Annotated in this window: 23 protein-coding genes and 1 pseudogene; 11 read left to right on the forward strand and 13 right to left on the reverse strand. The window is 71.9% G+C overall.

What is annotated here, in order from left to right; all coding sequences use genetic code 11:
• The first annotated feature begins 219 nt into the window (after positions 1-219).
• Positions 220-1,590 carry a UDP-glucose dehydrogenase family protein gene (locus ACZ63F_RS37550; RefSeq protein WP_469718087.1) on the forward strand — a complete coding sequence of 457 codons (1,371 nt, stop codon included), beginning with the start codon at positions 220-222 and terminating at the stop codon, positions 1,588-1,590.
• A gap of 17 nt (positions 1,591-1,607) precedes the next feature.
• Here the strand turns inward: ACZ63F_RS37550 and ACZ63F_RS37555 are convergent, their stop codons facing one another.
• The 4 genes from ACZ63F_RS37555 to trhA form a co-directional block, all read right to left on the reverse strand.
• On the reverse strand, positions 1,608-2,330 hold the full coding sequence (locus tag ACZ63F_RS37555) for a Mut7-C RNAse domain-containing protein (protein WP_469718089.1): 723 nt from the start codon (positions 2,328-2,330) through the stop codon (positions 1,608-1,610).
• Between the two features lie 33 nt (positions 2,331-2,363).
• The gene (locus tag ACZ63F_RS37560; protein ID WP_469718090.1) at positions 2,364-2,987 is read right to left on the reverse strand and encodes a TetR/AcrR family transcriptional regulator; all 624 of its coding nucleotides are present in this window, start codon (positions 2,985-2,987) and stop codon (positions 2,364-2,366) included.
• Positions 2,984-4,552: a DHA2 family efflux MFS transporter permease subunit gene (locus tag ACZ63F_RS37565; protein WP_469718091.1), complete on the reverse strand. Its 1,569-nt coding sequence runs from the start codon at positions 4,550-4,552 to the stop codon at positions 2,984-2,986. The genes ACZ63F_RS37560 and ACZ63F_RS37565 overlap by 4 nt, the downstream gene beginning before the upstream one ends.
• Positions 4,553-4,679: 127 nt before the next feature.
• A complete protein-coding gene (gene trhA, locus ACZ63F_RS37570; RefSeq protein WP_469718093.1) occupies positions 4,680-5,396 on the reverse strand; it encodes a PAQR family membrane homeostasis protein TrhA in 717 nt (238 codons plus the stop codon).
• A 363-nt stretch (positions 5,397-5,759) separates the two neighbouring features.
• Between trhA and ACZ63F_RS37575 the strand changes: the two genes are divergently transcribed.
• Entirely contained in the window at positions 5,760-7,583 is a 1,824-nt protein-coding gene (locus ACZ63F_RS37575; RefSeq protein ID WP_469718094.1) for a phosphoenolpyruvate carboxykinase (GTP), read from the forward strand.
• Positions 7,584-7,840: 257 nt separating this feature from the next.
• Here ACZ63F_RS37575 and ACZ63F_RS37580 read toward each other — a convergent pair whose 3' ends face one another.
• The 6 genes from ACZ63F_RS37580 to ACZ63F_RS37605 form a co-directional block, all read right to left on the reverse strand.
• On the reverse strand, positions 7,841-8,443 hold the full coding sequence (locus tag ACZ63F_RS37580) for a hypothetical protein (protein ID WP_469718096.1): 603 nt from the start codon (positions 8,441-8,443) through the stop codon (positions 7,841-7,843).
• Positions 8,430-9,962, reverse strand: coding sequence for a vWA domain-containing protein (locus tag ACZ63F_RS37585; RefSeq protein WP_469718097.1), 1,533 nt, complete (start codon positions 9,960-9,962; stop codon positions 8,430-8,432). The genes ACZ63F_RS37580 and ACZ63F_RS37585 overlap by 14 nt, the downstream gene beginning before the upstream one ends.
• Positions 9,959-11,140, reverse strand: coding sequence for a toxic anion resistance protein (locus tag ACZ63F_RS37590; RefSeq protein ID WP_469718124.1), 1,182 nt, complete (start codon positions 11,138-11,140; stop codon positions 9,959-9,961). Before ACZ63F_RS37590 ends, ACZ63F_RS37585 begins: the two co-directional genes overlap by 4 nt.
• 54 nt (positions 11,141-11,194) lie before the next feature.
• Positions 11,195-12,283 carry a hypothetical protein gene (locus ACZ63F_RS37595; RefSeq protein ID WP_469718098.1) on the reverse strand — a complete coding sequence of 363 codons (1,089 nt, stop codon included), beginning with the start codon at positions 12,281-12,283 and terminating at the stop codon, positions 11,195-11,197.
• A 204-nt stretch (positions 12,284-12,487) separates the two neighbouring features.
• The gene (locus ACZ63F_RS37600) at positions 12,488-12,895 is read right to left on the reverse strand and encodes an SCO4983 family protein (protein WP_469718099.1); all 408 of its coding nucleotides are present in this window, start codon (positions 12,893-12,895) and stop codon (positions 12,488-12,490) included.
• A 93-nt stretch (positions 12,896-12,988) separates the two neighbouring features.
• Complete coding sequence (locus ACZ63F_RS37605) at positions 12,989-14,200, reverse strand: pyridoxal phosphate-dependent aminotransferase (RefSeq protein ID WP_469718101.1); 1,212 nt, start codon at positions 14,198-14,200, stop codon at positions 12,989-12,991.
• Between the two features lie 159 nt (positions 14,201-14,359).
• On the opposite strand from ACZ63F_RS37605, the gene ACZ63F_RS37610 reads away from it, so the two are divergent.
• The 3 genes from ACZ63F_RS37610 to ACZ63F_RS37620 all read left to right on the forward strand — a co-directional run bounded on the left by ACZ63F_RS37610 (position 14,360) and on the right by ACZ63F_RS37620 (position 16,307).
• Positions 14,360-15,001 (forward strand): hypothetical protein, encoded by a 642-nt coding sequence (locus ACZ63F_RS37610; RefSeq protein WP_469718102.1) that lies wholly within the window; start codon positions 14,360-14,362, stop codon positions 14,999-15,001.
• An 85-nt stretch (positions 15,002-15,086) separates the two neighbouring features.
• The gene (locus ACZ63F_RS37615) at positions 15,087-15,311 is read left to right on the forward strand and encodes a hypothetical protein (protein WP_469718104.1); all 225 of its coding nucleotides are present in this window, start codon (positions 15,087-15,089) and stop codon (positions 15,309-15,311) included.
• Positions 15,312-15,473: 162 nt separating this feature from the next.
• A complete protein-coding gene (locus tag ACZ63F_RS37620) occupies positions 15,474-16,307 on the forward strand; it encodes a trypsin-like peptidase domain-containing protein (protein WP_469718105.1) in 834 nt (277 codons plus the stop codon).
• Between the two features lie 79 nt (positions 16,308-16,386).
• On the opposite strand, the gene ACZ63F_RS37625 is transcribed toward ACZ63F_RS37620, so the two are convergent.
• Together ACZ63F_RS37625 and ACZ63F_RS37630 are read right to left on the reverse strand one after the other, a co-directional pair.
• Positions 16,387-17,997 (reverse strand): N-acyl-D-amino-acid deacylase family protein, encoded by a 1,611-nt coding sequence (locus ACZ63F_RS37625; protein WP_469718106.1) that lies wholly within the window; start codon positions 17,995-17,997, stop codon positions 16,387-16,389.
• Between the two features lie 13 nt (positions 17,998-18,010).
• On the reverse strand, positions 18,011-19,288 hold the full coding sequence (locus ACZ63F_RS37630; RefSeq protein ID WP_469718108.1) for an amino acid deaminase: 1,278 nt from the start codon (positions 19,286-19,288) through the stop codon (positions 18,011-18,013).
• A 194-nt stretch (positions 19,289-19,482) separates the two neighbouring features.
• Between ACZ63F_RS37630 and ACZ63F_RS37635 the strand changes: the two genes are divergently transcribed.
• From ACZ63F_RS37635 to ACZ63F_RS37655, 5 genes are all read left to right on the forward strand, one after another.
• Positions 19,483-20,577, forward strand: coding sequence for a sugar kinase (locus tag ACZ63F_RS37635; RefSeq protein WP_469718126.1), 1,095 nt, complete (start codon positions 19,483-19,485; stop codon positions 20,575-20,577).
• Positions 20,574-21,341, forward strand: coding sequence for an IclR family transcriptional regulator (locus tag ACZ63F_RS37640; protein ID WP_469718109.1), 768 nt, complete (start codon positions 20,574-20,576; stop codon positions 21,339-21,341). Before ACZ63F_RS37635 ends, ACZ63F_RS37640 begins: the two co-directional genes overlap by 4 nt.
• Positions 21,338-21,748 carry a RidA family protein gene (locus ACZ63F_RS37645; protein ID WP_351708518.1) on the forward strand — a complete coding sequence of 137 codons (411 nt, stop codon included), beginning with the start codon at positions 21,338-21,340 and terminating at the stop codon, positions 21,746-21,748. The genes ACZ63F_RS37640 and ACZ63F_RS37645 overlap by 4 nt, the downstream gene beginning before the upstream one ends.
• 122 nt (positions 21,749-21,870) lie before the next feature.
• Complete coding sequence (locus ACZ63F_RS37650; protein ID WP_469718110.1) at positions 21,871-23,349, forward strand: GntP family permease; 1,479 nt, start codon at positions 21,871-21,873, stop codon at positions 23,347-23,349.
• Positions 23,350-23,414: 65 nt separating this feature from the next.
• Complete coding sequence (locus ACZ63F_RS37655; protein WP_469718112.1) at positions 23,415-24,071, forward strand: hypothetical protein; 657 nt, start codon at positions 23,415-23,417, stop codon at positions 24,069-24,071.
• A 72-nt stretch (positions 24,072-24,143) separates the two neighbouring features.
• Here the strand turns inward: ACZ63F_RS37655 and ACZ63F_RS37660 are convergent.
• Positions 24,144-24,296: pseudogene (locus tag ACZ63F_RS37660) on the reverse strand (zinc carboxypeptidase); the annotation flags it as partial.
• A 406-nt stretch (positions 24,297-24,702) separates the two neighbouring features.
• On the opposite strand from ACZ63F_RS37660, the gene ACZ63F_RS37665 reads away from it, so the two are divergent.
• Complete coding sequence (locus ACZ63F_RS37665) at positions 24,703-25,623, forward strand: anti-sigma factor RsbA family regulatory protein (RefSeq protein WP_469718113.1); 921 nt, start codon at positions 24,703-24,705, stop codon at positions 25,621-25,623.
• The last annotated feature ends 144 nt before the right edge of the window (positions 25,624-25,767 follow it).

Genomic DNA, 25,767 nt, shown 5'->3' on the forward strand with positions numbered 1-25,767 from the left:
CAAAACAGAAAAAAACAAACAAAAAAGCCAAAAAAAACCCCCACCCCTCCCCCCCCCCCCCCCCCCCCCCCCCCCCCCCCCCCCCCCCCCCCCCCCCCCCCCCCCCCCCCCCCCCCCCCCACGGCCGCGGCTCCCTCTTCGTCCCTCTCCTTCACCCACCGCACCCACGCCCGTCCTCGGCATGCGCGCTGCCAGCCCGGACATCCCCTCGGAGGCATCATGGACACTCTTTCCGCCGCCACCCACGGCACCGGATCCACCGTCGGCGCCGACGCTCCCCGTCTCACGGTCATCGGCACCGGCTACCTGGGCGCCACGCACGCCGTGTGCATGGCGGCGCTCGGCTACGAGGTGCTCGGCGTCGACGTCGACCCCGGCAAGATCGAGCTGCTGAGAGCCGGGCAGGTGCCGTTCTTCGAGCCAGGACTGCCCGAACTCCTGGTCAAGGCACAGGAGTCAGGCAGGCTGCACTTCACGACCAGCCTCGCGGAGGCCGCCGAGTTCGGCGACATCCATTTCGTCTGCGTGGGCACCCCGCAGCAGCCCGGCTCCTACGCCGCCGACCTGCGCTACGTCGAAGGCGCGGTGACCGAGCTGGCCCGGCACCTGAAGCGCCGGGCCCTGGTGGTCGGGAAGTCGACGGTGCCGGTGGGCACCGCGGCCCGCCTCGCGGAGCTGGTCCGTGCCACCGCCCCGGCCGGGGACGCCGTGGAGCTGGCCTGGAACCCGGAGTTCCTGCGGGAGGGCTTCGCGGTCGAGGACACCCTGCACCCCGACCGGCTGGTGTTCGGCACCGAGTCCGCGTGGGCGGAGCAGCAGCTGCGCGCCGCGTTCGCGCCGGTCATCGCCCAGGGCACCCCGGTGGTGGTCGCCGACCTGCCGACCGCCGAACTGGTCAAGGTCGCCGCCAACTCCTTCCTGGCGACGAAGATCTCGTACATCAACGCCATGGCGGAGGTCTGCGAGGCCACCGGCGCCGACGTGCACCGGCTGGCGGAGGCGCTGGCCTACGACGACCGGATCGGCGGCCGGTTCCTGAAGCCCGGTCTCGGCTTCGGGGGCGGCTGCCTGCCCAAGGACATCAGGGCGTTCATCCACCGCGCCGAGGAACTGGACGTCGCCCAGGCGGTCGCCTTCCTGCGCGAGGTGGACGCGATCAACCAGCGCCGCCGGGCCCGTACCGTCGACCTGGTCCGCGAGCTGGTCGGCGGCGATCTCGCGGGGGCGAAGGTGGCCGCGCTCGGGGCGGCCTTCAAGCCCGACTCCGACGACATCCGCGACGCCCCGGCGCTGGACGTCGCCGCCACCCTGCACCGGGCCGGCGCCCGGGTGACGGTCTACGACCCGGTGGCGATGGACAACGCCCGCCGCGTCCACCCCGAGCTGGACTACGGGACCGACGCCCTGCAGGCCGCCACGGGCGCCGATGTCGTGGTCCTGCTCACCGAGTGGACGCAGTTCCGGGAGATCGACCCGGCGGCCATGGGCGCGGTGGTGAACCGGCGCCGGGTCGTGGACGGCCGGCACGCCCTCGACCCCGCCCAGTGGCGCGCGGCCGGCTGGGAGTACCGGGCGCTGGGCCGCAACTGACCCCGACCGGCACCGGTTCAGGCGAACTCCGCGAGGGCGCGCGCCACGATGGCCTCCAGCTGCTGGTGGTGCGCGCCCTTCCAGTACGCGCGGCCGCACTCGGCGCACTGCGCGAAGACGTCGTACGACTTCTGCGTCCCGCCCTTCAGCTGGTCCGCCACCTCGTCCTTCGTGGCCTCCCTCAGCAGGCCGTTGCAGGCGGTGCAGCGGGTCCAGGGACGCAGGTCGGGGGCGAACCGGTCGAGGACGTCACGGAGCTGGTCGTCGGGGCCTGTGCTGTAGACGTAACCGCCCGCCCAGAGTTCGCGGCGGCGCAGCAGGCCCCGGTCGCGGCTGAGCAGCACGCGCTTCTCGGCCGCCGAGCGGGCGGCGAGGGCCGGGTCACCGATGTCCGTCGACTCGTAGGCCGCGTCCACGCCGAGCAGGCGCAGGCGGCGGGCGAGGGTGCCGAGGTGGACGTCGAGGAGGAAGCGGAGCGGGGCGCCGGGGACGCGCTGGGGGCGGGCGACCGGGCGTACGGACACCCGCTCGCCGTGCGCCGGGACGTGGGCCACGGGGACCTCGCGGCCGTCCACCACCAGGGTGCCCACCTCGGTCAGGGGGACGCCCAGGGACTCGATGACGTGGCCGAGGGTCGAGACGCCGTCGACGGTGAGGGGGTGGACGCCGACGCGGCGGGCGTGCGGGACGAACAGGGCCAGCTCGGGGGCGACTTCGACCTGGATCTCGGAAGCGTTCACCTGGTCAGGATGGCACGGGCGGCGGCCGTGACCTCAGTGGTTTTCCGCCGGCAGGCCGTGCTCGATGACGTCCAGGGCGCGGTCGACGAGGGCCTCGAAGTCGGGTTCGTGCTCGTTCTCCGCCCAGTACATCGACACCTCCATCAGCCCGCCGATGAAGGACATCGCGTAGACCCGGACCTCCAGGCTGTCGGGGTCACGGCCGGTGCGCTCCCCGATGGCCTGGCAGAGCAGGCGCCCGGTGGACGACATGCTCTCCATCATCCGGGAGCGCACCGAGGGGACCTCGACCATCAGCCGGGTGCGCAGCCGGGAGACCGCCGGATCGTCCTTGACGCCCAGCCGGATCGCCCGGTGCATCACGTAGCGGAGGGACGTCGGCCACGGCTCGTCGGCGGGCCGGGCCCGGAGCTCCTCCATGATCAGCAGGTCGAACTCGTCCGTGAGGACGATGTCCTCCTTGGTCGGGAAGTACCGGAAGACCGTCGACGGCGACACCTCGGCCCGCTCGGCGATCTGCTCGATCGTCGTGGCGTCCCAGCCCTGCACCTCCACCAGCGCGTACGTGGCCGCGCGGATGGCCTCGCGGGTCTTGATCTTCTTCCGTTCGCGCAGGCCGGGCTGGGGGGAGGTGTGCGGTGCCGTCATGCTGGTCATTGTCCGGCATCGGCGGTGGCGGGGGCCACGGCCGGGGACTCGTCTCCTTCGGTACGGCGCTCGGTGGGGGTGTTGGGCAGCAGCGCGGCGGCCAGCAGGGCGGTGGCGAGGGCCGCGATGCCGCACACCAGCAGGACCAGGCCCATGCCGTGGACGTAGGAGGCGTTCGCGGAGGCGACGAGGTGGGCGGAGCCCGTCTTCTCGGCGACCACGTGGGCGGCGACCACCGACTCGCCGGCGGTGTGGCCGAGCGGGGCGGGCAGCCCGGTGACGTCCAGGCGGTCGCGGAAGGCGCCGGCCAGCAGGCTGCCGAGCAGGGCGATGCCGATCGCGCCGCCGACCTGGCGTGTGGTCATCAGCAGCCCGGAGCCGCTGCCGGCCCGGTCCGCGGGCAGGGCGCCGAGGGCGCCGTCCATGGAGGGGACCACGGAGAAGCCGAAGCCGAGGCCGGCCACGGAGAGCCACAGCGCGGTGTAGCCGTAGCCGTCGCTCACCGAGGTGCGGCTGCCGAGCAGGGCGGCGAAGGCGAGGACGACCAGTCCGGCGGCGACCACGGCGCGGGCGCCGAAGCGGGCGACGACCGGCTGGGCGGCGCGTGCCGCGATGAGCAGGCCGCCCATCATGGGCAGCAGGCGCAGGCCGGTGCCGAAGGCGTCGTTGCCGAGGACGGCCTGGAGGTACTGCGGCAGCACGAACAGCAGGCCGGACAGCACGAACATCACGAGCGTCGCGGCGAGGGTGTTGAGCAGGAAGCCGCGGTGCGTGAGGAGCTCCATGTCGAGCATCGGACGCTCGGCCCGGCGTTCGCGCAGCACCAGGGCGGTGACGAGGACGACGGCGCCCGCGAACAGGGCGAGGACCAGCGGGTCGCCCCAACCGCGGTCGGGGGCCTCGATGATCGCGTAGACCAGGGCGCCCAGGCCGATCGCGGTGAGCGCGGTCGAGAGGACGTCGACCTTGGGGGAGGCCGGGTCGCTGGTCTCGGGGAGCAGGAAGACGCAGGCGGCGACGCCGATGGCGGCCATCGGCACGTTGATCAGGAAGACCGAGCCCCACCAGAAGTGGTTGAGCAGGAAGCCGCCGATGATCGGGCCGAGCGGCAGCCCGAGCGCCGAGGCGGCCGAGACGATGCCGACGGCCCGGGTGCGCTCGGCGGGCCCGAACAGCGAGGGCAGCACGGACATCGCGAGCGGCATCACCAGCGCGGCGCCGATGCCCATCGCGGCGCGGGCGGCGATCACCCAGTTCACGTCGCCGGCCAGCGAGCCCATCACCGACCCGGCCAGGAAGACCAGCAGGCCCACGACCAGCATCCGGCGGCGGCCGAAGCGGTCGCCGAGGAGTCCGGCGGGGAGCATCAGCGACGCGAAGACGATGACGTACGCGTCCGCCATCCACTGCTGCTGGCTGGTGGTGGCGCCGAGCTCCCCGGCCATCGTCGGGAGCGCCACGTTGAGGATCGTCGTGTCGAAGCCGAGCACCAGCATGCTCGCGACCAGGGCACCGAGGGCCCACCACCGGCGGGGGTTCTGGTGCGTCTCTTGGAGATGAGTGACAGTAGCCATGAAATGAGAGTAGCTCCCAAAATCCAGTTGCTGTCAATGGCGAGCCGATGTCGTAATCTACGAGAGGGCATGAAGAAAGCGGCCACGGCTCGGGGAGCCGTGGCCGCTTCGGGGAGCGGTGGTGGAGCTATGCGTGCTGGTAGGCCACCAGGGAGATGCCGACGTAGTGCACGACGAACGCGGCCAGCGTGAAGGAGTGGAACACCTCGTGGAAGCCGAAGTACCGCGGTGAGGGGTTCGGGCGCTTGATGCCGTAGATCACGCCGCCCGCGCTGTACAGCAGGCCGCCGACGATCACCAGGACCAGGACCGCGATACCGCCGGTGCGCATGAAGTCGGGCAGGTAGAAGACCGCGGCCCAGCCCATCGCTATGTAGCACGGCGTGTACAGCCAGCGCGGGGCGCCGACCCAGAAGACCCGGAAGGCGATGCCGGCGGCCGCCGCGGCCCAGATGCCCCACAGCAGCCACTGGCCCTTGGCCGGGGGCAGGAGCAGCAGGGTCAGCGGGGTGTAGGTGCCCGCGATGATCAGGAAGATGTTGGCGTGGTCGAGTCTGCGCAGCACGCCGTCCATGCGCGGGCTCCAGTTGCCCCGGTGGTACAGCGCGCTCACGCCGAACAGCAGGCACGCCGTCAGGGCGAAGATCCCGCACGCGATGCGGCCGCGCGGGGAGTCGGCGAGGGCGGTGAGGACGAGGCCCGCTACGAGCACGGCCGGGAACATGCCCAGGTGCAGCCAGCCGCGCAGTTTGGGCTTGACCTGTTGCGACAGGGAGGAGAGCGCAGCGGGACCGCGGCCGGCGGCCGGCGGTTCCGAGGGCGCGTCGGGGACGGACGCAGTCATGAGGGGCATCGTACCTACGGAACCGTAAGTTACGGATCAGTCCCGCTCCATGACCGGCCGAGAGTGGCCATCGTCTCACGGAGTCCCGGTTGCGCTCACGTCGGCTCGTCCCGGTGAGCAAAAAGACCTTGAGGCGAACTCAATGTGGACGCAAAGAAACGCAGGTGGACCCAGAAACCGTGGCCTTCCTCACGTCGCTCATCTGTGACTCCCTCTGGACAGATGGGAGATCGAGTCGGAGGATCAAATGAGTGCGGTCGGCACCGGATGAGCGGCTACGAAGCATCCGGGTCGCAGCCCCCACGGGGCGACAAGGCCTGAAAGAAGGCCACAAGATCAAAAATCCCTCATTTAGGAGCAATCGTGGCGCGCGACATCGCGGCTCCCACCGTCATCCCCAGCAAACATCAGGAACTGGTCTCGTGGGTCAACGAGATCGCCGAACTGACGCAGCCGGACAGCGTGGTCTGGTGTGACGGATCCGAGGCCGAGTACGAGCGACTGTGCGAAGAGCTCGTGGCGAAGGGCACCTTCAAGAAGCTCGACCCGATCAAGCGCCCCCACTCCTACTACGCGGCCTCCGACCCGACCGACGTCGCCCGGGTCGAGGACCGCACGTTCATCTGCTCCGAGCGCGAGCAGGACGCGGGCCCGACCAACCACTGGAAGGCCCCCGCGGAGATGCGGGAGATCTTCTCCGGTGAGAAGGGCCTGTTCCGCGGCTCGATGAAGGGCCGGACGATGTACGTCGTCCCGTTCTGCATGGGCCCCCTCGGCTCGCCGCTGTCCGCCCTCGGCGTGGAGATCACGGACTCGGCGTACGTCGCCGTCTCGATGCGCACGATGACGCGCATGGGCCAGGCCGTCCTCGACGAGCTCGGCGACGACGGCTTCTTCGTCAAGGCCGTCCACACCCTCGGCGCGCCTCTCGCGGAGGGCGAGGCCGACGTCCCCTGGCCGTGCAACCAGACCAAGTACATCTCGCACTTCCCCGAGTCGCGCGAGATCTGGTCCTACGGTTCCGGCTACGGCGGCAACGCCCTGCTCGGCAAGAAGTGCTACGCCCTGCGCATCGCCTCCGTCATGGCGCGCGACGAGGGCTGGCTCGCCGAGCACATGCTGATCCTCAAGCTCACACCCCCGCAGGGCGAGTCGAAGTACGTCGCCGCGGCCTTCCCGAGCGCCTGCGGCAAGACGAACCTCGCCATGCTGGAACCCACCGTCTCCGGCTGGACCGTGGAGACGATCGGCGACGACATCGCCTGGATGCGGTTCGGCGAGGACGGCCGCCTCTACGCGATCAACCCCGAGGCCGGCTTCTTCGGCGTCGCGCCCGGCACCGGTGAGCACACCAACGCCAACGCGATGAAGACGCTGTGGGGCAACGCGGTCTTCACCAACGTCGCGCTCACGGACGACGACGACGTCTGGTGGGAGGGCATGACGGAGGAGCTCCCGGCCCACCTGACCGACTGGAAGGGCAACGACTGGACGCCGGGCTCCGAGACCCCGGCCGCCCACCCCAACGCCCGCTTCACCGTCCCCGCCGCCCAGTGCCCGATCATCGCCCCGGAGTGGGAGGACCCCAAGGGCGTGCCGATCTCGGCGATCCTCTTCGGCGGCCGCCGAGCCACCGCCGTCCCGCTGGTCACCGAGTCCTTCGACTGGAACCACGGCGTCTTCCTCGGTGCCAACGTGGCCTCCGAGAAGACCGCCGCCGCCGAGGGCAAGGTCGGCGAGCTGCGCCGCGACCCGTTCGCGATGCTGCCGTTCTGCGGCTACAACATGGGCGACTACATGGCCCACTGGATCGACGTGGCCAAGGACAAGGACCAGGCCAAGCTGCCGAAGATCTACTACGTCAACTGGTTCCGCAAGAACGACGAGGGCAAGTTCGTCTGGCCCGGCTTCGGCGAGAACTCCCGCGTCCTGAAGTGGATCGTGGAGCGGCTGGACGGCAAGGCGGACGGCGTGGAGACGCCGATCGGCGTGCTGCCGACCCGGGACGCCCTCGACACCGACGGGCTCGACCTCGACGACAGCGACCTCGACTTCCTGCTGACCGTCGACAAGGAGGTCTGGCGGGAGGAGGCGGCGCTCGTCCCCGACCACCTCAACACCTTCGGTGAGCACACGCCGAAGGAGCTGTGGGCGGAGTACCGGGCGCTGGTGGAGCGGCTGGGATAACTCCCCCCTGCGAAAGACTCCGCGGCCGGTTTGGATGTGCCCTGACCAGCGATCGTCACGACCGGCCGCGGTGTGAAACGGCGAGGCCGCCCACAACGGCGTGCGCGGCTCCTGGGCCTGTCGCCACCTGCTCCCGTCCGCCCCGACGGGAGCCCGGGTGGCGACAGGCCTTCGCCTGTGGGGTGCGTTGTCGGGTGCGGGTGGGTGGGGGCCGATCGCACAGTTCCTCCCCCAGTGTCCCCAGAAGAAGGGGCGTGTCAGTTGCCCCTTTCCTCCAAGTAGCGGGTATGTGTCTCCTGGCGCCTGGCCTCCGTGTCCCGCAGCCCGGCCGCCAACTGCCCGGCCTCCTCCTTCAGGACGGCCAGCTGGCGTTCCAGGTGGCGTTCCGGGAGTTCCTGGCCGGGGGTCAGGCGGGTCCACCACCGGGTGCGGACGAAGCTGTCGACCGCCTCCGGGATGTCCTGCCGCACCGTCCGGGAGAGCACGTGGACGCCCTCCGGGTCCTGGGCCAGGAGTTCGGCGGCCCAGCCGGGGTCCAGCAACGCCGTGAGCAGGTCGGTCAGTTCGGTGAGCCGGGTCTGCGTCGAGGCCGGCAGGCCGACCTCCGCCAGGTAGGTCTCCAGGGTGCGGAAGTCGGCGCGGACCTCCTCCAGCTGGGCCGAGGGGGTCGGGAAGTCCGGCAGCGGCGGGCGCTCCGGCGGGGCGATCAGCGCGCCCGCACCGTACAGGCCCGCCACCACCACCGGCCAGTACGGCCCGGCCACGCCCGTGAACGTCAGGACCAGACCCAGCAGGCCGCCCGCCGAACCGGTGAGGTTCTTGCGGGACTCCAGGTAGGCGAGCGCCCTATTGGTAGCCACGGATCTCCTCGAAGGCGCCGTCCAAAGAGCCCTGCTTGGCGTCGAAGAGACGGCCTCCGGTCAGGTCGGCGATGTGCTGGAGCTCGGTGCGGGAGGAGTCGCCGAAGAGGATGGGGAAGACCGGGATCTGCTGCCGGTCGGCCGAGAGCTTGGTGTAGAAGTCGTCGAAGTCACCGGCCTTGGCGCCCGTGGTGTTCTCGCCGTCGGTCATCAGCACGATCGAGGTGAAGGTGTCCGCGGAGGGGTTCAGCCTGCCGTACGCCTTCTCCAGGGAGGTGTAGATCGCCGTGTTGCCGTCGGCGTGCAGCGCGTCGGTGTCCGTGCGGATCGCGGCGAGGTCGGTCTTGTCGTCGACCACGTGGGTGCTGACGCTCTTCACCTCCGAGCCGAAGGGCATCAGGGTGACCTCCTCGCGGTTGCGGAAGTCGCTGGTCAGGCCGGTCAGGGCCGCCTTCAGGCGGGAGAGGCGGTCGCCCGCCATCGAGCCCGAGGTGTCCAGGACGTAGACCGTGCGGGAGGGCCGGCGCAGGTCGTTCTCGTAGGCCGAGATCAGCCCGTCGGCCACCGACCGGCTGCCGGGGAAGGGGAGTTCGCGGCGGCGGCCGGTGTCCAGGCCGGCGGCCGGGGCGACGGAGGCCACGACAGGGCGGCGGTGGGTGGTGTCCGTGATCAGCTTCTGCACGGCCGTGGTGCGCAGGTCCTCCGTGACCCGGCGGACGTCCTCGCGGGTGGCGGAGGAGGTCGAGGCCAGGGAGGAGAACGGGTAGTCGGCGGTGACCACGCCGTCCTTCGGGCGGATCACGGTGAGACCGGGGATGCCCTGCAGCACGGACTCGTAGTTGAGCAGGGCGTCGACGTTGCCGCGCCGCTTGTAGGCCGAGGCCAGCCAGCCGGAGGAACCCGACGTCAGGGTCTGGCCCTTGAAGAACTTCTTCAGCCTGGGGGTCGCCTTGGTGACGTCGTCGTCCGTGAGCGCCGACTGGGCGCCGGAGAGCGCGGAGGCGACCGAGACCAGCGTGGCGAAACCGGAGTTGGAGCGGGCCGGGTCCGTCATGCCGTACGTCAGCCGGCCGGCTTCCACGGCCTGCTCGACCTGGGACCAGGTGACGTCGGCCGGCTTCCAGCCCAGCGCCCGCACGGTGGTCGTCCGCACGCCGATCGCGACCGGGCTGGACATGACCGACGTTTCGGAGACGACCTTCTTCGCCGCCTCGGGGCGCAGCCGCAGATAGTCGTCGGAGGACAGCCAGAGCGCGTCGTACCTGCCGTCCGCCTTCCCCTTCGCCACCAGATCGATGGCGTCCAGGGTGCCCATGTAGGTGGGCCGGATCGTGACCCCGGTGTCCTTGTGGACACGGTCGAAGACGGCCGTCATGTCGCTGAGTTCGGACGAGGCGAGCACCCGCAGGGTGCCGGGTTTCGGGGCCGTGGAGTCGTCGTCGCCGTGGTGTCGGGAAGTGCAGCCGGTCAGCACGACGGCCGCCGCCGCGAGGAGGGCGAGGAGCGGGCGTCTGTTCATCCGAGGCCGCCCTCCAGCGCGCCCTTCGAGCGGCTGCGCTCCAGGTAGGCACTGGCCTGGTGGAGTTCGTCGGTGAGGGACTGCACGGTGGTCGCCATCGCCTCGGTCGCCTGCACCTTGTAGGTGTCGATGGCGTCCAGGGTCCGGTAGATCTGCTGGAACGCGGCGCGCAGCGTCTCGGCGCCCACGGCCGGGTCGGCGGCGATCCGCTGGATCTCCCCGCTCTGGGTCGCGAGCATCTCGGCGTTGCCCCGGATCAGCTCCTCGGTCGTCCCGCGCAACGCGTTGACCTGCTCGATCACCTTCTTCTGGTTGTCGAGCGCGGAGGCCAGCATCACCGAGATCCGCAGCGCGGAGACGGTGGTGGTGGCGGCGCGCTCGACGCCCTTGATCAGCTCGTCGTTGTTGCGCCGTACGACGTCCATCGCGAGGTAGCCCTGCGCGGAGACCGCGAGCTGGGTGAGCAGGTCCTGGTGCTTCTGCCGGACCGGGAAGAGCACGTCCGCCCGCACGGCGTCGGCCTCCTGGGGGTCCGGGATCCGGGCGACGTGCTGCTCGACGGCGGTGTCCAGGGCCTGGGTGAGGACGACGTACTCCTGGAGCTTGCCCATGGTCTCCCAGAGCCGCACCCGCTCCGTCTGCAACGCCGCGTTGTCCCGCCGCAGTTCGTCCTGACCGCCGCGCAGCGAGCCCACGATCTTGTTGAGCGTCCCCTGCGCGGACGCGTACTTGGCGACGTGGTCGCGGAGTTTGTTGCCGCCGGGCAGGCGGGACAGGAACGTGCGGCCCCTGCTCGCGGGCAGGTCGCGCGGGTCCAGGTCCTCGACCACCCGGCGGAGTTCGACCAGCGAGCCGGCCACCTTGGCCTGGGCGTCACCGCCCTTGTCGGGCAGGCTGCGGACGGCGCGCTCCAGCATGCGGTTGGACTGCGCGGCGGCGGTGCGCATCTCGCCGGCGCCGAGGCCGGTGATCTCGCCGACCTTGCTCGCGAACTCCGGCGACCGGGCGTCCAGGGCGGCGAGGTCCCGGACGTAGTCGGAGGCCTTGCGTGCCATGTCCGTGCGGACGCCGTCGTCCACGGGCACCAGTCCGCCCGCCTTCTCCCGCGGCACGGGCGCCACCGCCTCCGGCGGGGTCAGCGTGAAGACGTCGTCGCCGCTGAGCGTGGGCGGGTGCATCGACTCGCCGCCGCTCGGCCTCGTCTTGTCGAAGTTGCTCACAGGATCCCCCCGTCAGCCGCGCGCCCGGCGGGCCATCTCGTGCAGCACCGCGGAGGTGGGCACGGGCGCCTGCCGGACGCCGGTCAGTGTCTGGTTGAGGTAGGCGGTGTCGCCGGCGGTGGCCTTGACGAACTCGGCGGAGTCGCCCTGGGGCCGGAAGCCGTGCCGGACGGCGAGCCTGCGCAGGGTCGGGTCGGTGCTGAGGAGTTCGCCGAGCTGCCGGCCGGCGTCGTCGAGCGGTACGACGGTGTGGTCGCTGTTGACCGTGGTGTCCGGGTAGAGGACGACGAGGTCGCCGTCGGCGCCCTGCTGTCCGCCCCGGTCGCCGAGGAGTGACACGACCTGCGACTCGTACAGGCACACCAGCGGGTTGCCCGCGCCGCTGATGAAGTCCCTGAACACCGAGTCACTGCTGGGCTGTTGCGCCCCCTGCACGCTGACCAGCTTGCGCAGCAGCGGCGCGGTCTTCGCGACGTCCGCGTCGCTCGCCACCACCCTCCCCCCGTTGGCGACATAGGAGGCGGCGGCGAGGTAGAGGGCGCCGGAGTTGGAGGTCTCCGGATCCGTGCTGGTGATGTACAGCGTCCCGGTCAGCTCCCCGTGCGCCGTGGCCCCCTTGAGCTGCTGCCAGGTCCGGTCGTGCCGGGCGGCGTCCAGGTAGGCGGCCATCTTCAGGGTCCCCTTGCCCTTGCCGTCGAGCACGGCGAGCCCGTTGGCGGCCAGCACCTCGGCCGCGCTGCGGTGGGCGACCACCACGAGGGGCGAGTAGAAGGGGCGGGGGAGTGGCTGGCGGGCACGGTACTTCGCGGCCAGCGTGTCGGCGGGCGCCGAGCTGGACGGGAAGGCGAAGTCGTAGCCCTTCAGGTCCAGATCCTCCATGGCCCAGGATCCGGACGTCTCCGTCTGCACGGTGTAGCCCTTGGCGGCGAGGGCCTTCACCACATCGGGATCGGCGAAGAAGTCCGACTTCTCCGAACCGATCACACCACGCACGGTCTTCGTTGCCGTGCCCTTGTCATCCCCTTGCCGGCCTGCGACGACGGCAGCCACCACGCCCCCGATCAGCAGCACCGCGAGGACGATTCCCGCGATACGTCTCACGAGGGGGAGAGTGCTCCCGGAATCCCTCAGTCCTGGGTGGAACGGGTGAACGGGGGGTGAAGGGGGCGCCCCGGAACGAAACCGGAGCGCAGAACTCCGCCGGGCGTCCTGTAGTCCATGCCCATGACCTCAGCGTCCTGAGATATGGCAACCCGGTCCGCGCGTCGCTGCGGGAGCGCGCGGACCGGGGCCGTTCGGGGGTGGTCAGCCGGCCGTGGTGAGTTCCGTGGCCGCCGCGTGGGCGTCCATGCGTTCCGCCGCGAGGATCGCCGCCGCGGTGTCCGCGCGGGACGCCGCGACGAGCAGGGCGCGACCGGCGACAGCGTGCGCGCGCTCGTGCAGCGCGGCCGGTTCCCGGCCCGCCGTCAGCGGTGCGCGGACCGGCGTACGGCCGCCCCGCAGCCGGGTCACCTGCTCGGCCAGCCGGGTCGCGGCGGCGTCGAGGTCGGTGGACGGCGTGACGGCGCGCAGTTCGTCGGTGACGGCGAGGAGTGCCGCGAGGTGCCCCGCGAGCTGGATGTCCAGCTCCTCCTCGCGCGTCCGGTGGGGGAAGTCGGAAGAAGGGCCGGCCATCGTGCTGTGGACCGACTTGGTGCGGATCGGTTCGTACATGGGAGATGGCCTCCTGTGCTCTGTCAGGAAGCCATCCTAGCTTAGATTCCGTCTAAAGTTGATCCGGTTCACGGACAGTGGTCCAGTGGCTGCTCACGGCTGGCCGTAGCCGTCCAGGAACCGCCCGATCCGGGTGATCGCATCCCGCAGGTCCCCGACCGTCGGCAGGGTCACCACCCGGAAGTGGTCCGGCTCCGGCCAGTTGAAGCCGGTGCCCTGGACGACCATGATCTTCTCCTGCCGCAGCAGGTCGAGGACCATCTGCCGGTCGTCCTTGATCTTGAAAACCTGGGGGTCGAGGCGCGGGAAGAGGTACAGCGCACCCTTGGGGCGCACGCAGCTCACGCCCGGGATCTGGGTGAGCAGCTCGTAGGCGACGTCAAGCTGCTCCTTCAGCCGCCCGCCCGGCAGGACGAGGTCGTTGATCGTCTGGCGTCCGCTGAGCGCGGCCACGACCCCGTGCTGACCGGGCATGTTCGCGCACAGCCGCATGTTCGCGAGGATCGTCAGGCCCTCGATGTAGGAGTCGGCGTGTGCCCGGGGGCCGGAGACGGACATCCAGCCGACCCGGTAGCCGGCCACCCGGTACGCCTTGGACATGCCGTTGAAGGTGAGCGTGAGGAGATCCGGCGCGACGGCGGCGGTCGGCGTGTGCGTGGCGCCGTCGTAGAGGATCTTGTCGTAGATCTCGTCCGAGCAGACGAGGAGGTTGTGGCGGCGGGCGATGTCGGTGAGCCCGCGCAGCATCGCCTCGTCGTACACCGCGCCCGTCGGGTTGTTCGGGTTGATGATGACGATCGCCTTGGTGCGGTCGGTGACCTTGCGCTCGACGTCGGCGAGGTCGGGCATCCAGTCCGACTGCTCGTCGCAGCGGTAGTGCACGGCCGTACCGCCGGAGAGGGAGACCGCCGCGGTCCACAGCGGGTAGTCCGGCGCCGGTACGAGGACCTCGTCCCCGTCGTCGAGCAGCCCCTGCATGGCCATCACGATCAGCTCGGAGACGCCGTTGCCGATGAAGACGTGCTCGACGTCGGTCTCGATGCCGATGGTCTGGTTGTGCATGACGACCGCGCGCCGGGCGGCCAGCAGACCCTTCGCGTCGCCGTAGCCGTGGGCCGAGGAGACGTTGCGGAGGATGTCCTCCAGGATCTCCGGCGGGCACTCGAAGCCGAAGGCGGCCGGGTTGCCGGTGTTGAGCTTGAGGATGCGGTGCCCCGCCGCCTCGAGCCGCATCGCCTCCTCGAGAACCGGACCCCGGATCTCGTAACAGACGTTGGCGAGCTTGGTCGACTGGATCACCTGCATGCCGGTGAGCTTACGGGGCGGTAACGCCGGTCGGGTCGTGTTTTCCACCACGTGAGACACGTGTGGGGGACAGGCGGAGGTGGGGGCGGCCCCGGCGATTTGGCCTGTTATCGCCGGTAGCTGTCTCAAAGGGCCCTCCTCTCCCTAGAATCCGCGTCCATGCCGAGACCTGCCGAGGACGAGACCGGGGCGCCCAGCATCTACCGACCCGAGGGCGGACCGGCCCCCGTGTACGAGGAGTACCGGGATCCGGCGGCCGCGCACGGCTGGCTCAACGCGTACGACGAGACGCGCGAGCTGCCCCGGATCGCGCCTGCGGCGCAGGCACCAGGGCCGGGCCGGGCGGAGCGGCGGCGGGCGGCCCGTGACGTGGGCGGCCTGCGCGCGAAGCACGTGGCGGTCGCCGTTGGTGCGGTGGGCGTCGCGTCCGTGGCCGCGCTGGTCGCCGGCTTCGCCTTCTCCCCGTCGTCCGGCGGCGGCCAGGTGGAGCAGGACCGCGCGAAGCACGCGGCCGGCGAGTCGTCGGCGCCGGCGCAGGTGCCGGGAGAGGGCTCGGGCAGTGCGTCCGCCACGCCCTCGGTGAAGTCGGCCGCGCCGGTCGTGGAGTCGCCGTCGGCCCGTTCCACGACCCCGGCCGGGACACCGGTGCCGGCGTCGGAGAGTCACTCGGCGAGTACCGCCCCGACGCGCGGCGCGAGCGCGACACCTGCGCCGACCGCCACCACCACGTCCCCGGCGGCGAGCCCCACGTACGGGGGGCACGGCTGGGGACACGGGCGAGGCGGCGGCAGAGGCCGTTAGCGGCGAGTCCGCGGGCGGGACGGTGCGCTCGGCCCCAAGTGGCCGCGGAAACATATAGTTTGACCCCCTGGGCGAAGGGGGCCGCATGGAGTTCTCGCTGCTCAACGACGAGCCCGTGACCGGCCCCGAGGCCGATCTGCCCGGCGCCGGGCAGGCCGCCCGGCAGCTGGACGCGGGGTTCGCTGATCTGGCGGCCTGGCGGAGCAGGGGCCTCTTCGACGGCCCCGTCGTGTTCCTCGTCGGCCGCCTCACCCCCGCCCGCGAGCAGCGCAGCCGCGAACTCGGCGCGCGCATCACCTCCGGCACCTAGGTCCTCTTCGAGCACATCGACGCCGCCTGCGCGGAAATCCGCCAACGCCGTTCCTGAAACAGCTCCTTGCCCGTGCGGCCCCCTGTGATGAGAATGTGCATGACAAAACAGCGGGTGGCCGGAAGATCTCCGGTCACCTCGTCGTACAGAGGGGACCCCCACATGAACAAGCCTCTCGTCGCCGCGCTCGCCTCCCTGGCCATCACCGGGATCGGCGCGGCCCCGGCGGTCGCCGTGCCGCAGACGGCGAAGGCCGCCGCGGTGACCGTCAACTTCGCGGGCACCGTCTCGCTCAGCAACTGCTCCGGCTCGGTCATCCGCTTCCCGAACTCCGCGGACAGCGACCCGGCCCTGGTCCTCACCAACGGCCACTGCCTGGAGACCGGTTTCCCGGAGCCCGGCGAGGTCATCACCGGCCAGTCCTCCAGCCGTACCTTCGGCCTGCTCAACTCCTCCGGCAGCAAGGTCGCCACGCTCCGCGCCAACCAGGTCGTCTACTCGACGATGACCGACACCGACATCACGATCTACCGCACCACCACGACGTACGCGGCGATCAAGAACTCCTACGGCATCAGCCCGCTCACCGTCAGCGCCAGTCACCCCGCCGCCGGCACCGCCATCAAGGTCGTCTCCGGCTACTGGAAGACGATCTACAGCTGCGCCATCGACGGCTTCGTGTACCGGCTCAAGGAGGGTGACTGGACCTGGAAGGACTCGGTCCGCTACACCTCCGCGTGCAACACGATCGGGGGGACGTCGGGGTCGCCGGTGGTCGACACCACGACGGGCCAGGTCGTCGCCGTCAACAACACGGGCAACGAGGACGGGGAGCGGTGCACCGTCGACAACCCGTGCGAGGTGGACCAGAACGGGAACGTGACGGTTCGGCAGGGGATCAACTACGCCGAGGAGACGTACATCATCCCGGCGTGCTTCACGACGGGGAACGTGCTGAACCTCAGCGCGAGTGGTTGCACCCTGCCCAAGCCGTAGTGCTCCGCTGGGGGCGCCGTTCTCGGGTGCGGGTGGGTGGGGGCCGGTCGCGCAGTTCCCCGCGCCCCAAGAGGGGGCGCTACAGCGCGGTACGTCGAATTGCCCGGCCCGCCAGTACGTCCGTTCTCCGGCCGTCCTCGATCACGAAACGACCGTCGATCAGCACGTGGGGGATGCCGGTCGGGAGGCGGCGCGGGTCCGCGAACGTCGAGCCCGCCGCCACCGTCCGCGGGTCGAAGAGGACGAGGTCGGCCCGGTAGCCCTCGCGTACGAGTCCGCGGTCCGGCAGGCGCAGCCGGGCCGCGGGGCGGGCGGTGAGGTGGGCGACGCACTCCTCCAGGGAGAGCACGCCCAGCTCCCGCACGTAGTGGCCGAGGTAGTGCGGGAACGTGCCGTAGGCGCGCGGGTGGGGTTTCGTGCCCTGGAGGATGCCGTCGGAGCCGCCCGTGTGGACCGGGTGGCGCATGATCGTGCGGACGTTCTCCTCGTGGCCGACGTGCTGCAGGATCGTGGTGCCCAGGCGGTCGGTGACGAGGAGGCGGCGGGCCGTCGTCCAGGGGGACTCCCCGCGGGCGTCCGCCGACTCCTGGACCGTCCGGCCGACGAAGTCCGTGAGCGCCGGGTCGGTCACGCCCGAGATCTCGATCGTGTCCCACTCGACGGGCACGCCGTGGCAGCCGTCGGAGCCGACGGTCTCCAGGTGGTGGCGGATGCGTTCGGATGTCGCGTCGTCCGTCAGACGGGCGAGGGCCGCCGCCGGGCCGCCCTCGTTGGCCCAGCTCGGCAGCATCGCCGCGAGGGTCGTGCTGCCGGGGGTGTAGGGGTAGGTGTCGAGGGTGATGTCGGCGCCGGCGGCGAGGGCCTCGTCGAGCAGGGCCAGCAGTTCGGGGGCCCGGCCCTTGTTCACGCCGAAGTTCATCGTGGCGTGGGCCAGGTGGAGCGGGCAGCCGGCCTGACGGGCCAGGGCCACCATCTCCGCGTACGCCTCCAGGGCACCCGCGCCGTACGAGCGGTGGTGCGGGCAGTAGTAGCCGCCGTACTCCGCCACCACCCGGCACAGCTCGGTCAGTTCGGCGTCCGGTGCGTACATGCCGGGGGTGTAGGTGAGCCCGGAGGACAGGCCGACCGCGCCCTGGACCAGGCCCTCGGCCACCAGCCGGCGCATGTGGTCCAGCTCGTCCGGGGTCGCCGCGCGGTCCTCCCAGCCGACCGCGAGCGCACGGACCGTGCCCTGGGGGACGAGGTAGGCCGCGTTGACGGCGATGCCCCGGTCGAGGCGGTCCAGGTACTCGCCCACCGACCGCCAGTCGACGTCGATGTCGTCACCGGAGCCGTTCCAGCCGGCGATCGCGCTGCGGACCTCCGCCAGCGTGCGGTCGTCGACCGGGGCGTACGACAGGCCGTCCTGGCCCAGCACCTCCAGGGTCACCCCCTGCGCGGCCTTCGCACTGTGGTCGGGGTCCCGCAGCAGCGCCAGATCGCTGTGCGCGTGCATGTCGACGAAGCCGGGGGAGAGGACCAGCCCCTCCGCGTCCAGTTCGCGCATCGCACGCGGGCGCTGGCAGCCCGCCGCCGCGGCCTCCTTGACGATCGACACGATCCGGCCGCCGTCGATCACCACGTCGGCGCGGTAGGAGGGTTCCCCGGTTCCGTCGACGACGTCCGCGTCCCGGATCACGAGCTGCTCCACGACCCCACCCCTCCTAGAAGAACGTGCGGATGTAGTCGACGACCGTGCCGTCCGCCTCGGCCACCGGGATCAGCTGCCACTTGTCGAACGACGTGCACGGGTGGGAGAGGCCGAGACCCACCCAGTCCCCGACCTCCAGGTCCGCCCCGGGCCCGGTGCGCAGCCAGGCGTGCTGGTCGGACAGGCCGGTGACCTCGACGCCGGTCGCCGGGCGCTCGGTGCCCGCCCGGCGGATCACCTGGGCGACGGGGAGGTCGAGGTCGTAGGCCGCGTCCCGCTTGCCCGCGTTGGCGAAGGCCTGCTCGGGGGAGGGGCGGGAGACGATCTGCGCCCAGAGCCGGAAGGCGGGCTCCAGGGCGCCCTCCTCGGGGACCCGGTTGAAGGGGGTGACGTCCCGGTAGCGGCCGTCGTCGTGCGAGACGTATGCACCCGAGCGCAGCAACTTCAGTACGGGCGCCGACAGTTCGGGGATGCCGGCGAAGACGTCCGCGACCGCGTCGAACCAGGCGCTGCCGCCCGCGCTCACCACGATCTCCGACAGGCCCGCGAACCGGCCCGCCTTGTCGAACTCGACGGCGAGGGCGACCAGCCGGCGCAGATAGGCGCCCACCCGGTCCGGGTCGGCCCGCGGGACCTCGCCCTCGTACCCGGCCACCCCGACCAGCCGCAGGGTCTCCGTCCCGGCCACCGCGTCCGCGACCGCCGCGCACTCGGCCTCGGTACGCACCCCGGTCCGGGCTCCCTCCCCGGCGGCGAGTTCGACCACGACGTCCACGGGGCGCCCGGCCCCGCGCAGCGCCGCGTCCATCAGCTCGACCCCGCGCACGGAGTCGACGTAGCAGACGAACCGGAAGTCCGCGTCGCGCTCCAGCTCGGCGGCGATCCAGCGGAGCGCCGGGGCGTCCACGAGCTCGTTGGCGAGGAAGACCCGGCGGGTGCCGAACGCCCGCGCCACCCGCACCTGGTGCGGCAGCGCGAGGGTGATGCCCCACGCTCCGCGCCCGGTCTGCCGGTGGAACAGCTGCGGGGCCATCGAGGTCTTGCCGTGCGGGGCGAAGGCCAGGCCGTGCCGTTCGGTGTACGACTCCATCAGCGCGAGGTTGTGCTCCAGGCGCTCGGCGGACAGAGCCAGCACCGGGGTCGCGAAGCCGTCCGAGAACAGGTTGCGGCGCTGGGCGGCCAGTTCGCCGACGGTGAGGCCCTCGGCGTCCGGCGGGAGGCCCTTGAAACGGTGGTCGACGCGCTCCTCCGCGAGCCGGGCGAGCGCTTCGGTGCCGGTGTCGAGGGACACGGAGCCTCCCTGATCAGGTGGGTTGCATTCTGTGCAACGTCCATTGCGTATATCGCTTACCGCTGTCTAACATCCACGCCAACGCCGGGTCAATGGAGCCCGTAGCGCCCCTTCCCCGACGACGAGGAGCCACGACCATCGTGAAGGCCACCGGCGCGGTCGACGCCGTGGACGTCGTCGCGCTCGGCGAGTCCATGGTCACGTTTCTGCCCACCCAGGCCGGGCGCCTCGCGGACGTGCCGTCCTTCGACCGCGCGATCGGCGGCGCCGAGTCCAACGTGGCCTGTGCGCTGGCCGCCGCCGGACACGCCGTGCGCTGGGTCAGCCGGGTCGGCGCGGACGGGTTCGGCGACCACCTGCTGGAGACCGTCGGCGCGTACGGCGTGGACGTTTCGTCCGTGGGCCGCGACCCCGGGCGGCCGACGGGGGTGTACTTCCGTACGGCCGGTGACCGGGCGACGGACGCGCACGAGGTCGCGTACTACCGGGCGGGTTCGGCGGCGTCCGCGATGTCGGCGGCGACGGTGGACCTGGCGGCGGTGCGCGCGGGCCGGATCCTGCACCTGTCGGGGATCACGGCCGCCTTGTCGGAGGGCTGCCTGGGGCTGCTGCGCGAGCTGACGGCTTCCGCCGGGGAACGGCCGCCGGTGGTGTCGTTCGACGTGAACTACCGGGCGGGGCTGTGGACCGGCTCCGACGGCGCGGAGGTGCTGCTGGAGCTGGCGCGCCGCGCCGGCATCGTGTTCGTGGGGGAGGACGAGGCGGAGCTGGCGTGGGGGGTGGCGGGTGGACCTGCGGCCGTTCGGGAGTTGCTGCCCGAGCCGGACGTGCTGGTGGTGAAGCAGGGGGCAGCGGGGGCGACGGCTTTCGTGTCGGCCGCGGCCCGGCGGGGGCCGGCCGCGCAGTTCCCCGCGCCCCTGAAGGGGCGCTACAGCCGCCGCTTCATCCCAGCGCCGGCAAGCGTCCCCACCTTCACCCCGGCCCCCACCCCCGGCACCTTCGAACCCGCCCCCGCCGTCGACGTCGTGGCAACCGTCGGCGCCGGAGACGCCTTCGCCGCCGGTTTCCTCTCCGGCATCCTGCGCGGCCTGCCGCTGCGGCAGACGCTCCGGCTCGGGCACCTCTTCGCCGCCGCCGCCCTCACCACCCCCGCCGACCTCGCCCCGCCCCCCGGCCGCGACACCACCGACCGGCTGACCGCCCTGGACGCCGGCGCGTGGGAGAGACTTCGACTCGGCCCCGGCTGGACCGAAGCCGGCGCGGCCGAAGAGGAGGAACGCACCCCATGAGCCAGACCGTCGACCGAGCGCTCAGCATCCTGCCCCTGCTCGCCGAAGGCCCCGCCGACCTCGGCCAGGTCGCCGACCGTCTCGGCGTGCACAAGTCGACCGCACTGCGGCTGCTGCGCACCCTCCACGAACACGGCCTCGTCTACCGCCAGTCCGACCAGCGCTACCGCCTCGGCGCCCGCCTCTTCGCCCTCGCCCAGGAGGCGATGGAGAACCTGGACGTCCGCGAGATCGCCCACCCCCACCTGGCCCGCCTCAACGCGGCCTGCGGACACACCGTGCACCTCGCCGTGTTCGAGGAGGGCGAGGTCCTCTACATCGACAAGGTCGAGAGCCGCTACCCGGTGCGCATGTACTCCCGCATCGGCAAGCCCGTCGCCATCACCGTCGCCGCCGTCGCCAAGCTGCTCCTCGCCGACCTGCCCGAGCCCGAGCGGCGCGCCCTCGCCGACAAGCTCGACTACCCCCTGTACACGGCCCGTTCGACGCCCAACGCGGAGGCGTTCCTCAGGGAACTGGCCAGGGTGCGCGAACAGGGCTGGGCCACCGACCTCGGCGGCCACGAGGAGTCCATCAACTGCGTCGCGGCCCCCGTCCGCGGCGCCGACGGGCGGGTCGTCGCCGCGATGTCGGTCTCCGCGCCGAACGTCGTCGTCACCGCGGACGAACTCCTCACCCTGCTCCCGCAGGTGCGCCGTACGGCGGACGCGATCAGCGGCGAGTACTCAGGCAGAACACCGATCAAGGAAGCCGGCACCAGATGACCGAGAAGACCGCCCTCACCCCCACGACCCACACCACCCCGCCCGCGAAGTTCTCGCACGGCGTCCGCAAGGGCAACATCCTCCAGGTCGCCGGCCAGGTCGGCTTCCTGCCGGCGGAGGAGGGCAAGCCGCCGACCCCCGCCGGTCCCACGCTGCGCGAGCAGACCCTCCAGACCCTCGCCAACGTCAAGGCGATCCTGGAGGAGGGCGGCGCCTCCTGGGACGACGTCATGATGATCCGCGTCTATCTGACGGACGTGGACCACTTCGCCGAGATGAACGGCATCTACAACACGTACTTCGAGGAGCAGGGCCTCACCGCGCCGCCCGCCGCCCGCACGACCGTGTACGTCGGTCTGCCCGCCGGCCTCCTCATCGAGATCGACGCCCTCGCCGTCCTCGGCTGAGGCCGACACCCCCTCAACTCCCGCACGCCGTACGTCTGTCACGGCACGGCGCCCGTACCGCGGCGCCGTGCCGCGATACCCCCTGCCCGAAAGCCCGATGAACTTACGCAGAGGACCCCCACATGTCCCTACCGCTCGCCGCCTCCGCCACCCCCGCGACCCCACCCCACACCGGAGGCCTGCTCCTCCTCCTCGACGGCACCGCCGGCCTCCTCACCGTCGCCGCCATCGGCATCGCCCTGCTCCTCTTCCTCATCATCAAGGCGCGGCTCCAGCCCTTCGTGGCCCTGCTCGCCGTCTCCATAGCCGTCGGCCTGCTCGCCGGTCTCTCCGTCACCGAACTCTTCGGCACCGTCCAGCGCTCGGACGCCGTCTCCACCGTCGAGTCCGGCATGGGCGGCATCCTCGGCCATGTCGCGATCATCATCGGCCTCGGCACGATGCTCGGCGCGATCCTCGAGGTCAGCGGCGGTGCCGAGGTGCTGGCCGGCCGGCTGCTCGGCCTCTTCGGCGAGCGGCGGGCCCCGCTCGCCATGGGCCTGACCGGCCTGATCTTCGGCATCCCCGTCTTCTTCGACGTCGGCATCTTCGTCCTGGCCCCCCTCGTCTACGCGGCGGCCAAACGCGGTGGCAAGTCGATCCTCCTGTACTGCCTCCCCCTCCTCGCCGGCCTCTCCATGACCCACGCCTTCCTGCCGCCGCACCCCGGTCCGGTGGCCGCCGCCGCGCTGCTGCACGTCCAGCTCGGCTGGGTCATCCTCATGGGCGTCGTCTGCGGCATCCCGGCGGTGCTGGCCGCGTGGGCGTACTCGGCGTGGATCGGCAGGCGGATCTTCGTCGCCGTACCGCAGGACATGGTCGAGGCGGCCGAGGAGGCCAGGCAGGCGGTGGTGGCGGAGCAGCGGGCCGCCGGGGTGGCGCCCCAGGAGAGGCCGGTGCCGCTCGGCACGGTCCTCGCCATCATCGGCACGCCCCTCGTCCTCATCCTCGCCGCGACCTTCTCCTCCATCGCCCTCGACCCCTCCACCGGCCGCTCGGTCCTCGAGTTCTTCGGCACGCCGATGGTCGCCCTCACCATCGCCCTGGTCCTCGCCTACTACCTGCTCGGCATCCGGCGCGGCTGGTCCCGCAAGTCCCTGGAGGCCGTGTCGACCGCGTCCCTCAAGCCGGTCGGCAACATCCTGCTGGTGGTCGGCGCGGGCGGGATCTTCGGCGCCGTGCTGAAGGCGAGCGGCGTCGCCCAGGCCCTCTCCGACACCTTCCACGGCGTCGGGCTCCCGGTGATCGTCCTGTCGTACCTGATCTCGGTGGTGCTGCGGGTCGCCCAGGGCTCCGCGACGGTGGCGATCGTGACGACGGCCGGCATCGTCGCCCCGCTCCTCGGCGAGGGCCACCACTCCCAGGCCTTCGTCGCCCTGGTGATCATGTCCATCTCGGCCGGCTCCATCTTCGCCTCGCACGTCAACGACGGCGGATTCTGGATGGTGGCGAAGTACTTCGGCATCAGCGAGCGGGACACCCTGAAGACCTGGACCGTGCTGGAGACGGTCCTGTCGGTGGCAGGGTTCGCGGTGGCGGGTGTGCTCGGCGTCTTCGTGTAGGCGTCTGATAACGAAGTCCGGGGCTGGCTGTGTCCGGCACAGGTTCTTGGACCATACTGCCCGCTGTGGAGCAGCGCATAGGAGCCAACAGCCAGCCCCTGGAGGGCGCCGGATTCGACCCGGCCTTCATCCCCGGGCTCACGTCACCCGCGTCCGCCGAGCCCGCGGACGCGAAGGCGGCGGCGGAGGACGCGAACGCGGCGGACGCCCGGCCGGAGGAGACCGAGCAGGCGGATGCGGCGGAGCCCGCGGTCGCGGCCGGGGCCGGGGCCACGGAGGACGACGCCGCCGACGCCGCGGACGACGAGGAGTCCCCCTCGGGGCCCGTCTTCGAGGCCGCCGACCGGCGCGCCCGGATAGTGGCCGACCACCAGGGCGTGCGCCTCAGCCTCGACGAGGAGCAGTGCGAGTTCCGCTGGGACGAGATCGGCGCGGTCGAGACCGAGGCACCGCGCTTCGGCAAGCGCTTCACGATCACCGTCCACACGCCGGAGCGCCGCTGGTACCCCATCGAGATCGAGGCGACGTCCCGCTCCCGCTTCAAGGAGTGGGAGGAGCAGCTGGACGAGGTCCTCGACGCGTACTTCGACGACGGCGCGGAAGACGAAGCCGAGGCCGCCCAGGAGGCGGAGGCGGCAGCGGAGGACAAGGCCGCGGACGAAGCCGAAGCCGAAGCCGGCGACAAGGCCGCGGACAAGGACGAGGCCCTCCGCAAGGAGTAGCCCCGTCCCGTCCGCGGCCGAGCCGCTCCGGCCCCGGTGGCTGCCCCACCGCCGGAGAGGCTCACCGGCCGGCTACCCGCAGTACTGCGCTTCCTTCCCGATCGACCGGTACACGCAGTCCGAGTTCTCCAGCAGTTGGAACACCGCGTCCCGGTTCCGGGAGGTCTCCCGCTCGACCACCTCTTCGGGCGGGTAGAAGCCGCCCCCGGAACTGGACGTCGGGTACGTCTAGCTCAGAGATGGCATGAACGGGTCAAGACAGTGAAATGAGCCGCGTGAACCGGCCGCGCAGTGTACGCGTGTGCCTCCCGCCGCAAGCGGCCCTCGACGAAGTGCACCCGCCCGCGTGACGTCCGCGTGCGCGCTCCGGGTCCGCCGGGAGACCGTGGTCGGACGGCCGGGAGGAGGGCTGGCTGATCAGGGGCGGATCGGCGCCGTGTGGGTCTGCCGTCTGCCGGATCGGGACGGCCGTCTCCGTCGACCGGAGAGACGAACAGGCCGCGGGCCGCGAGCTGTCGGCCATGGCCTGCCGAAGGGTCCTGCGGAACGCGTCCTCGACGGGTTCGGCTTCAGCAACCGCAGCCAGATCACCGTCCGGGTGACCGCCCGGCGCTGACGCACAGGAGACCCGATGAGTACCAGTACGGGCGGGCGCCCCGCCGTGGCCCACGGGCAGTTCGACCACCGGATGGCCGTGTTCGGCTCGGACGACGGGTTCGTCGCCGCCGCCCTGCCCTTCCTCGCCGAGGGCCTCGCCGCCCCGGACGAGCCCCCGCCCGTCGCCATCGCCGCCCCCGGCCTGCTGGCCGTCCTGCGTGACGCGCTCGGCAGCGACGCCCGGGACGTCGGCTTCATCGACCACACCGACTGGTACACCGGTACGGCGGCCAACGCCGTGGCCCAGGGCGCCGGTTACCTCGCGGCGAACGCCGGGCCCGGCGGCCGGGTCCACCTCCTCATGGAGCCCGACTGGGCCGGGCGCGCGGGCCGTTCGGCACGGGAGAGCACCGAGTGGATCCGCTACGAGTCCCTCGCCAACCTGCTGTTCGCCCCCTTCGCGACCACCGCCCTGTGCGCGTACGACACCCGTACGGCGGGCCCGGCCGTCGTCGACGCGGCCCGCAGGGCCCACCCGGGTACGGGGGTGTACGAGCAGCCACCGGTCCTGGTGCGGGAGCTGGACGCCGTACCGCTGCCCCCGCCGCCGCAGTCCGCGGCCCGGCTGCCCGCGCCGGAGGCGGTCGGGGCCTGGGCCGCCGGGTGCGGGCTGCCGGCGGTGGACGCCGGGCTGTTCGGCCGGGCCGTCGAGGCGGCGGCGGCCGCGCACGGGCCGGTGGTCGAGGTCCTCGCCTGGGGCGAGGCCCCGGCCTGCGTCTGCGAGCTGCGGCTGTGCCGGGCGGTGGCCGACCCGCTGGCCGGCTTCGTGCCACCGCCCGGCGGGGAGCCGGAGCCGGGGCAGGGGCTGTGGTTCACGCGCCAGGTGTGCGCGTACGTCGACGTCCGGGACGGGGTGCCGGGGGACGGGGCGAGGATCCGCGCCCAGTACGCGTGAGCACGCGGTACGCGTGAACGAGCCGGCGACGGCCGGGGCGCCGCACGGCCCGGGGGGGGGGGGGGGGGGGGGGGGGGGGGGGGGGGGGGGGGGGGGGGGGGGGGGGGGGGGGGGGGGGGGGGGGGGGGGGGGGGGGGGGGGGGG

It is taken from the genome of Streptomyces sp. NPDC104761, assembly GCF_055583445.1.

Coding starts and splice junctions, on each gene's coding strand:
- ACZ63F_RS37620 (WP_469718105.1), top strand. CDS start 15,474: ATGAACAAGCCTCTCGTCGCCGCGCTCGCCTCCCTGGCCATCACCGGG.
- ACZ63F_RS37585 (WP_469718097.1), bottom strand. CDS start 9,962: ATGAACAGACGCCCGCTCCTCGCCCTCCTCGCGGCGGCGGCCGTCGTG.
- ACZ63F_RS37610 (WP_469718102.1), top strand. CDS start 14,360: ATGCCGAGACCTGCCGAGGACGAGACCGGGGCGCCCAGCATCTACCGA.
- ACZ63F_RS37560 (WP_469718090.1), bottom strand. CDS start 2,987: ATGACCAGCATGACGGCACCGCACACCTCCCCCCAGCCCGGCCTGCGC.
- ACZ63F_RS37565 (WP_469718091.1), bottom strand. CDS start 4,552: ATGGCTACTGTCACTCATCTCCAAGAGACGCACCAGAACCCCCGCCGG.
- ACZ63F_RS37640 (WP_469718109.1), top strand. CDS start 20,574: ATGAGCCAGACCGTCGACCGAGCGCTCAGCATCCTGCCCCTGCTCGCC.
- ACZ63F_RS37645 (WP_351708518.1), top strand. CDS start 21,338: ATGACCGAGAAGACCGCCCTCACCCCCACGACCCACACCACCCCGCCC.
- ACZ63F_RS37650 (WP_469718110.1), top strand. CDS start 21,871: ATGTCCCTACCGCTCGCCGCCTCCGCCACCCCCGCGACCCCACCCCAC.
- trhA (WP_469718093.1), bottom strand. CDS start 5,396: ATGACTGCGTCCGTCCCCGACGCGCCCTCGGAACCGCCGGCCGCCGGC.
- ACZ63F_RS37665 (WP_469718113.1), top strand. CDS start 24,703: ATGAGTACCAGTACGGGCGGGCGCCCCGCCGTGGCCCACGGGCAGTTC.
- ACZ63F_RS37550 (WP_469718087.1), top strand. CDS start 220: ATGGACACTCTTTCCGCCGCCACCCACGGCACCGGATCCACCGTCGGC.
- ACZ63F_RS37600 (WP_469718099.1), bottom strand. CDS start 12,895: ATGTACGAACCGATCCGCACCAAGTCGGTCCACAGCACGATGGCCGGC.
- ACZ63F_RS37635 (WP_469718126.1), top strand. CDS start 19,483: ATGGTCACGTTTCTGCCCACCCAGGCCGGGCGCCTCGCGGACGTGCCG.
- ACZ63F_RS37615 (WP_469718104.1), top strand. CDS start 15,087: ATGGAGTTCTCGCTGCTCAACGACGAGCCCGTGACCGGCCCCGAGGCC.
- ACZ63F_RS37590 (WP_469718124.1), bottom strand. CDS start 11,140: ATGCACCCGCCCACGCTCAGCGGCGACGACGTCTTCACGCTGACCCCG.
- ACZ63F_RS37605 (WP_469718101.1), bottom strand. CDS start 14,200: ATGCAGGTGATCCAGTCGACCAAGCTCGCCAACGTCTGTTACGAGATC.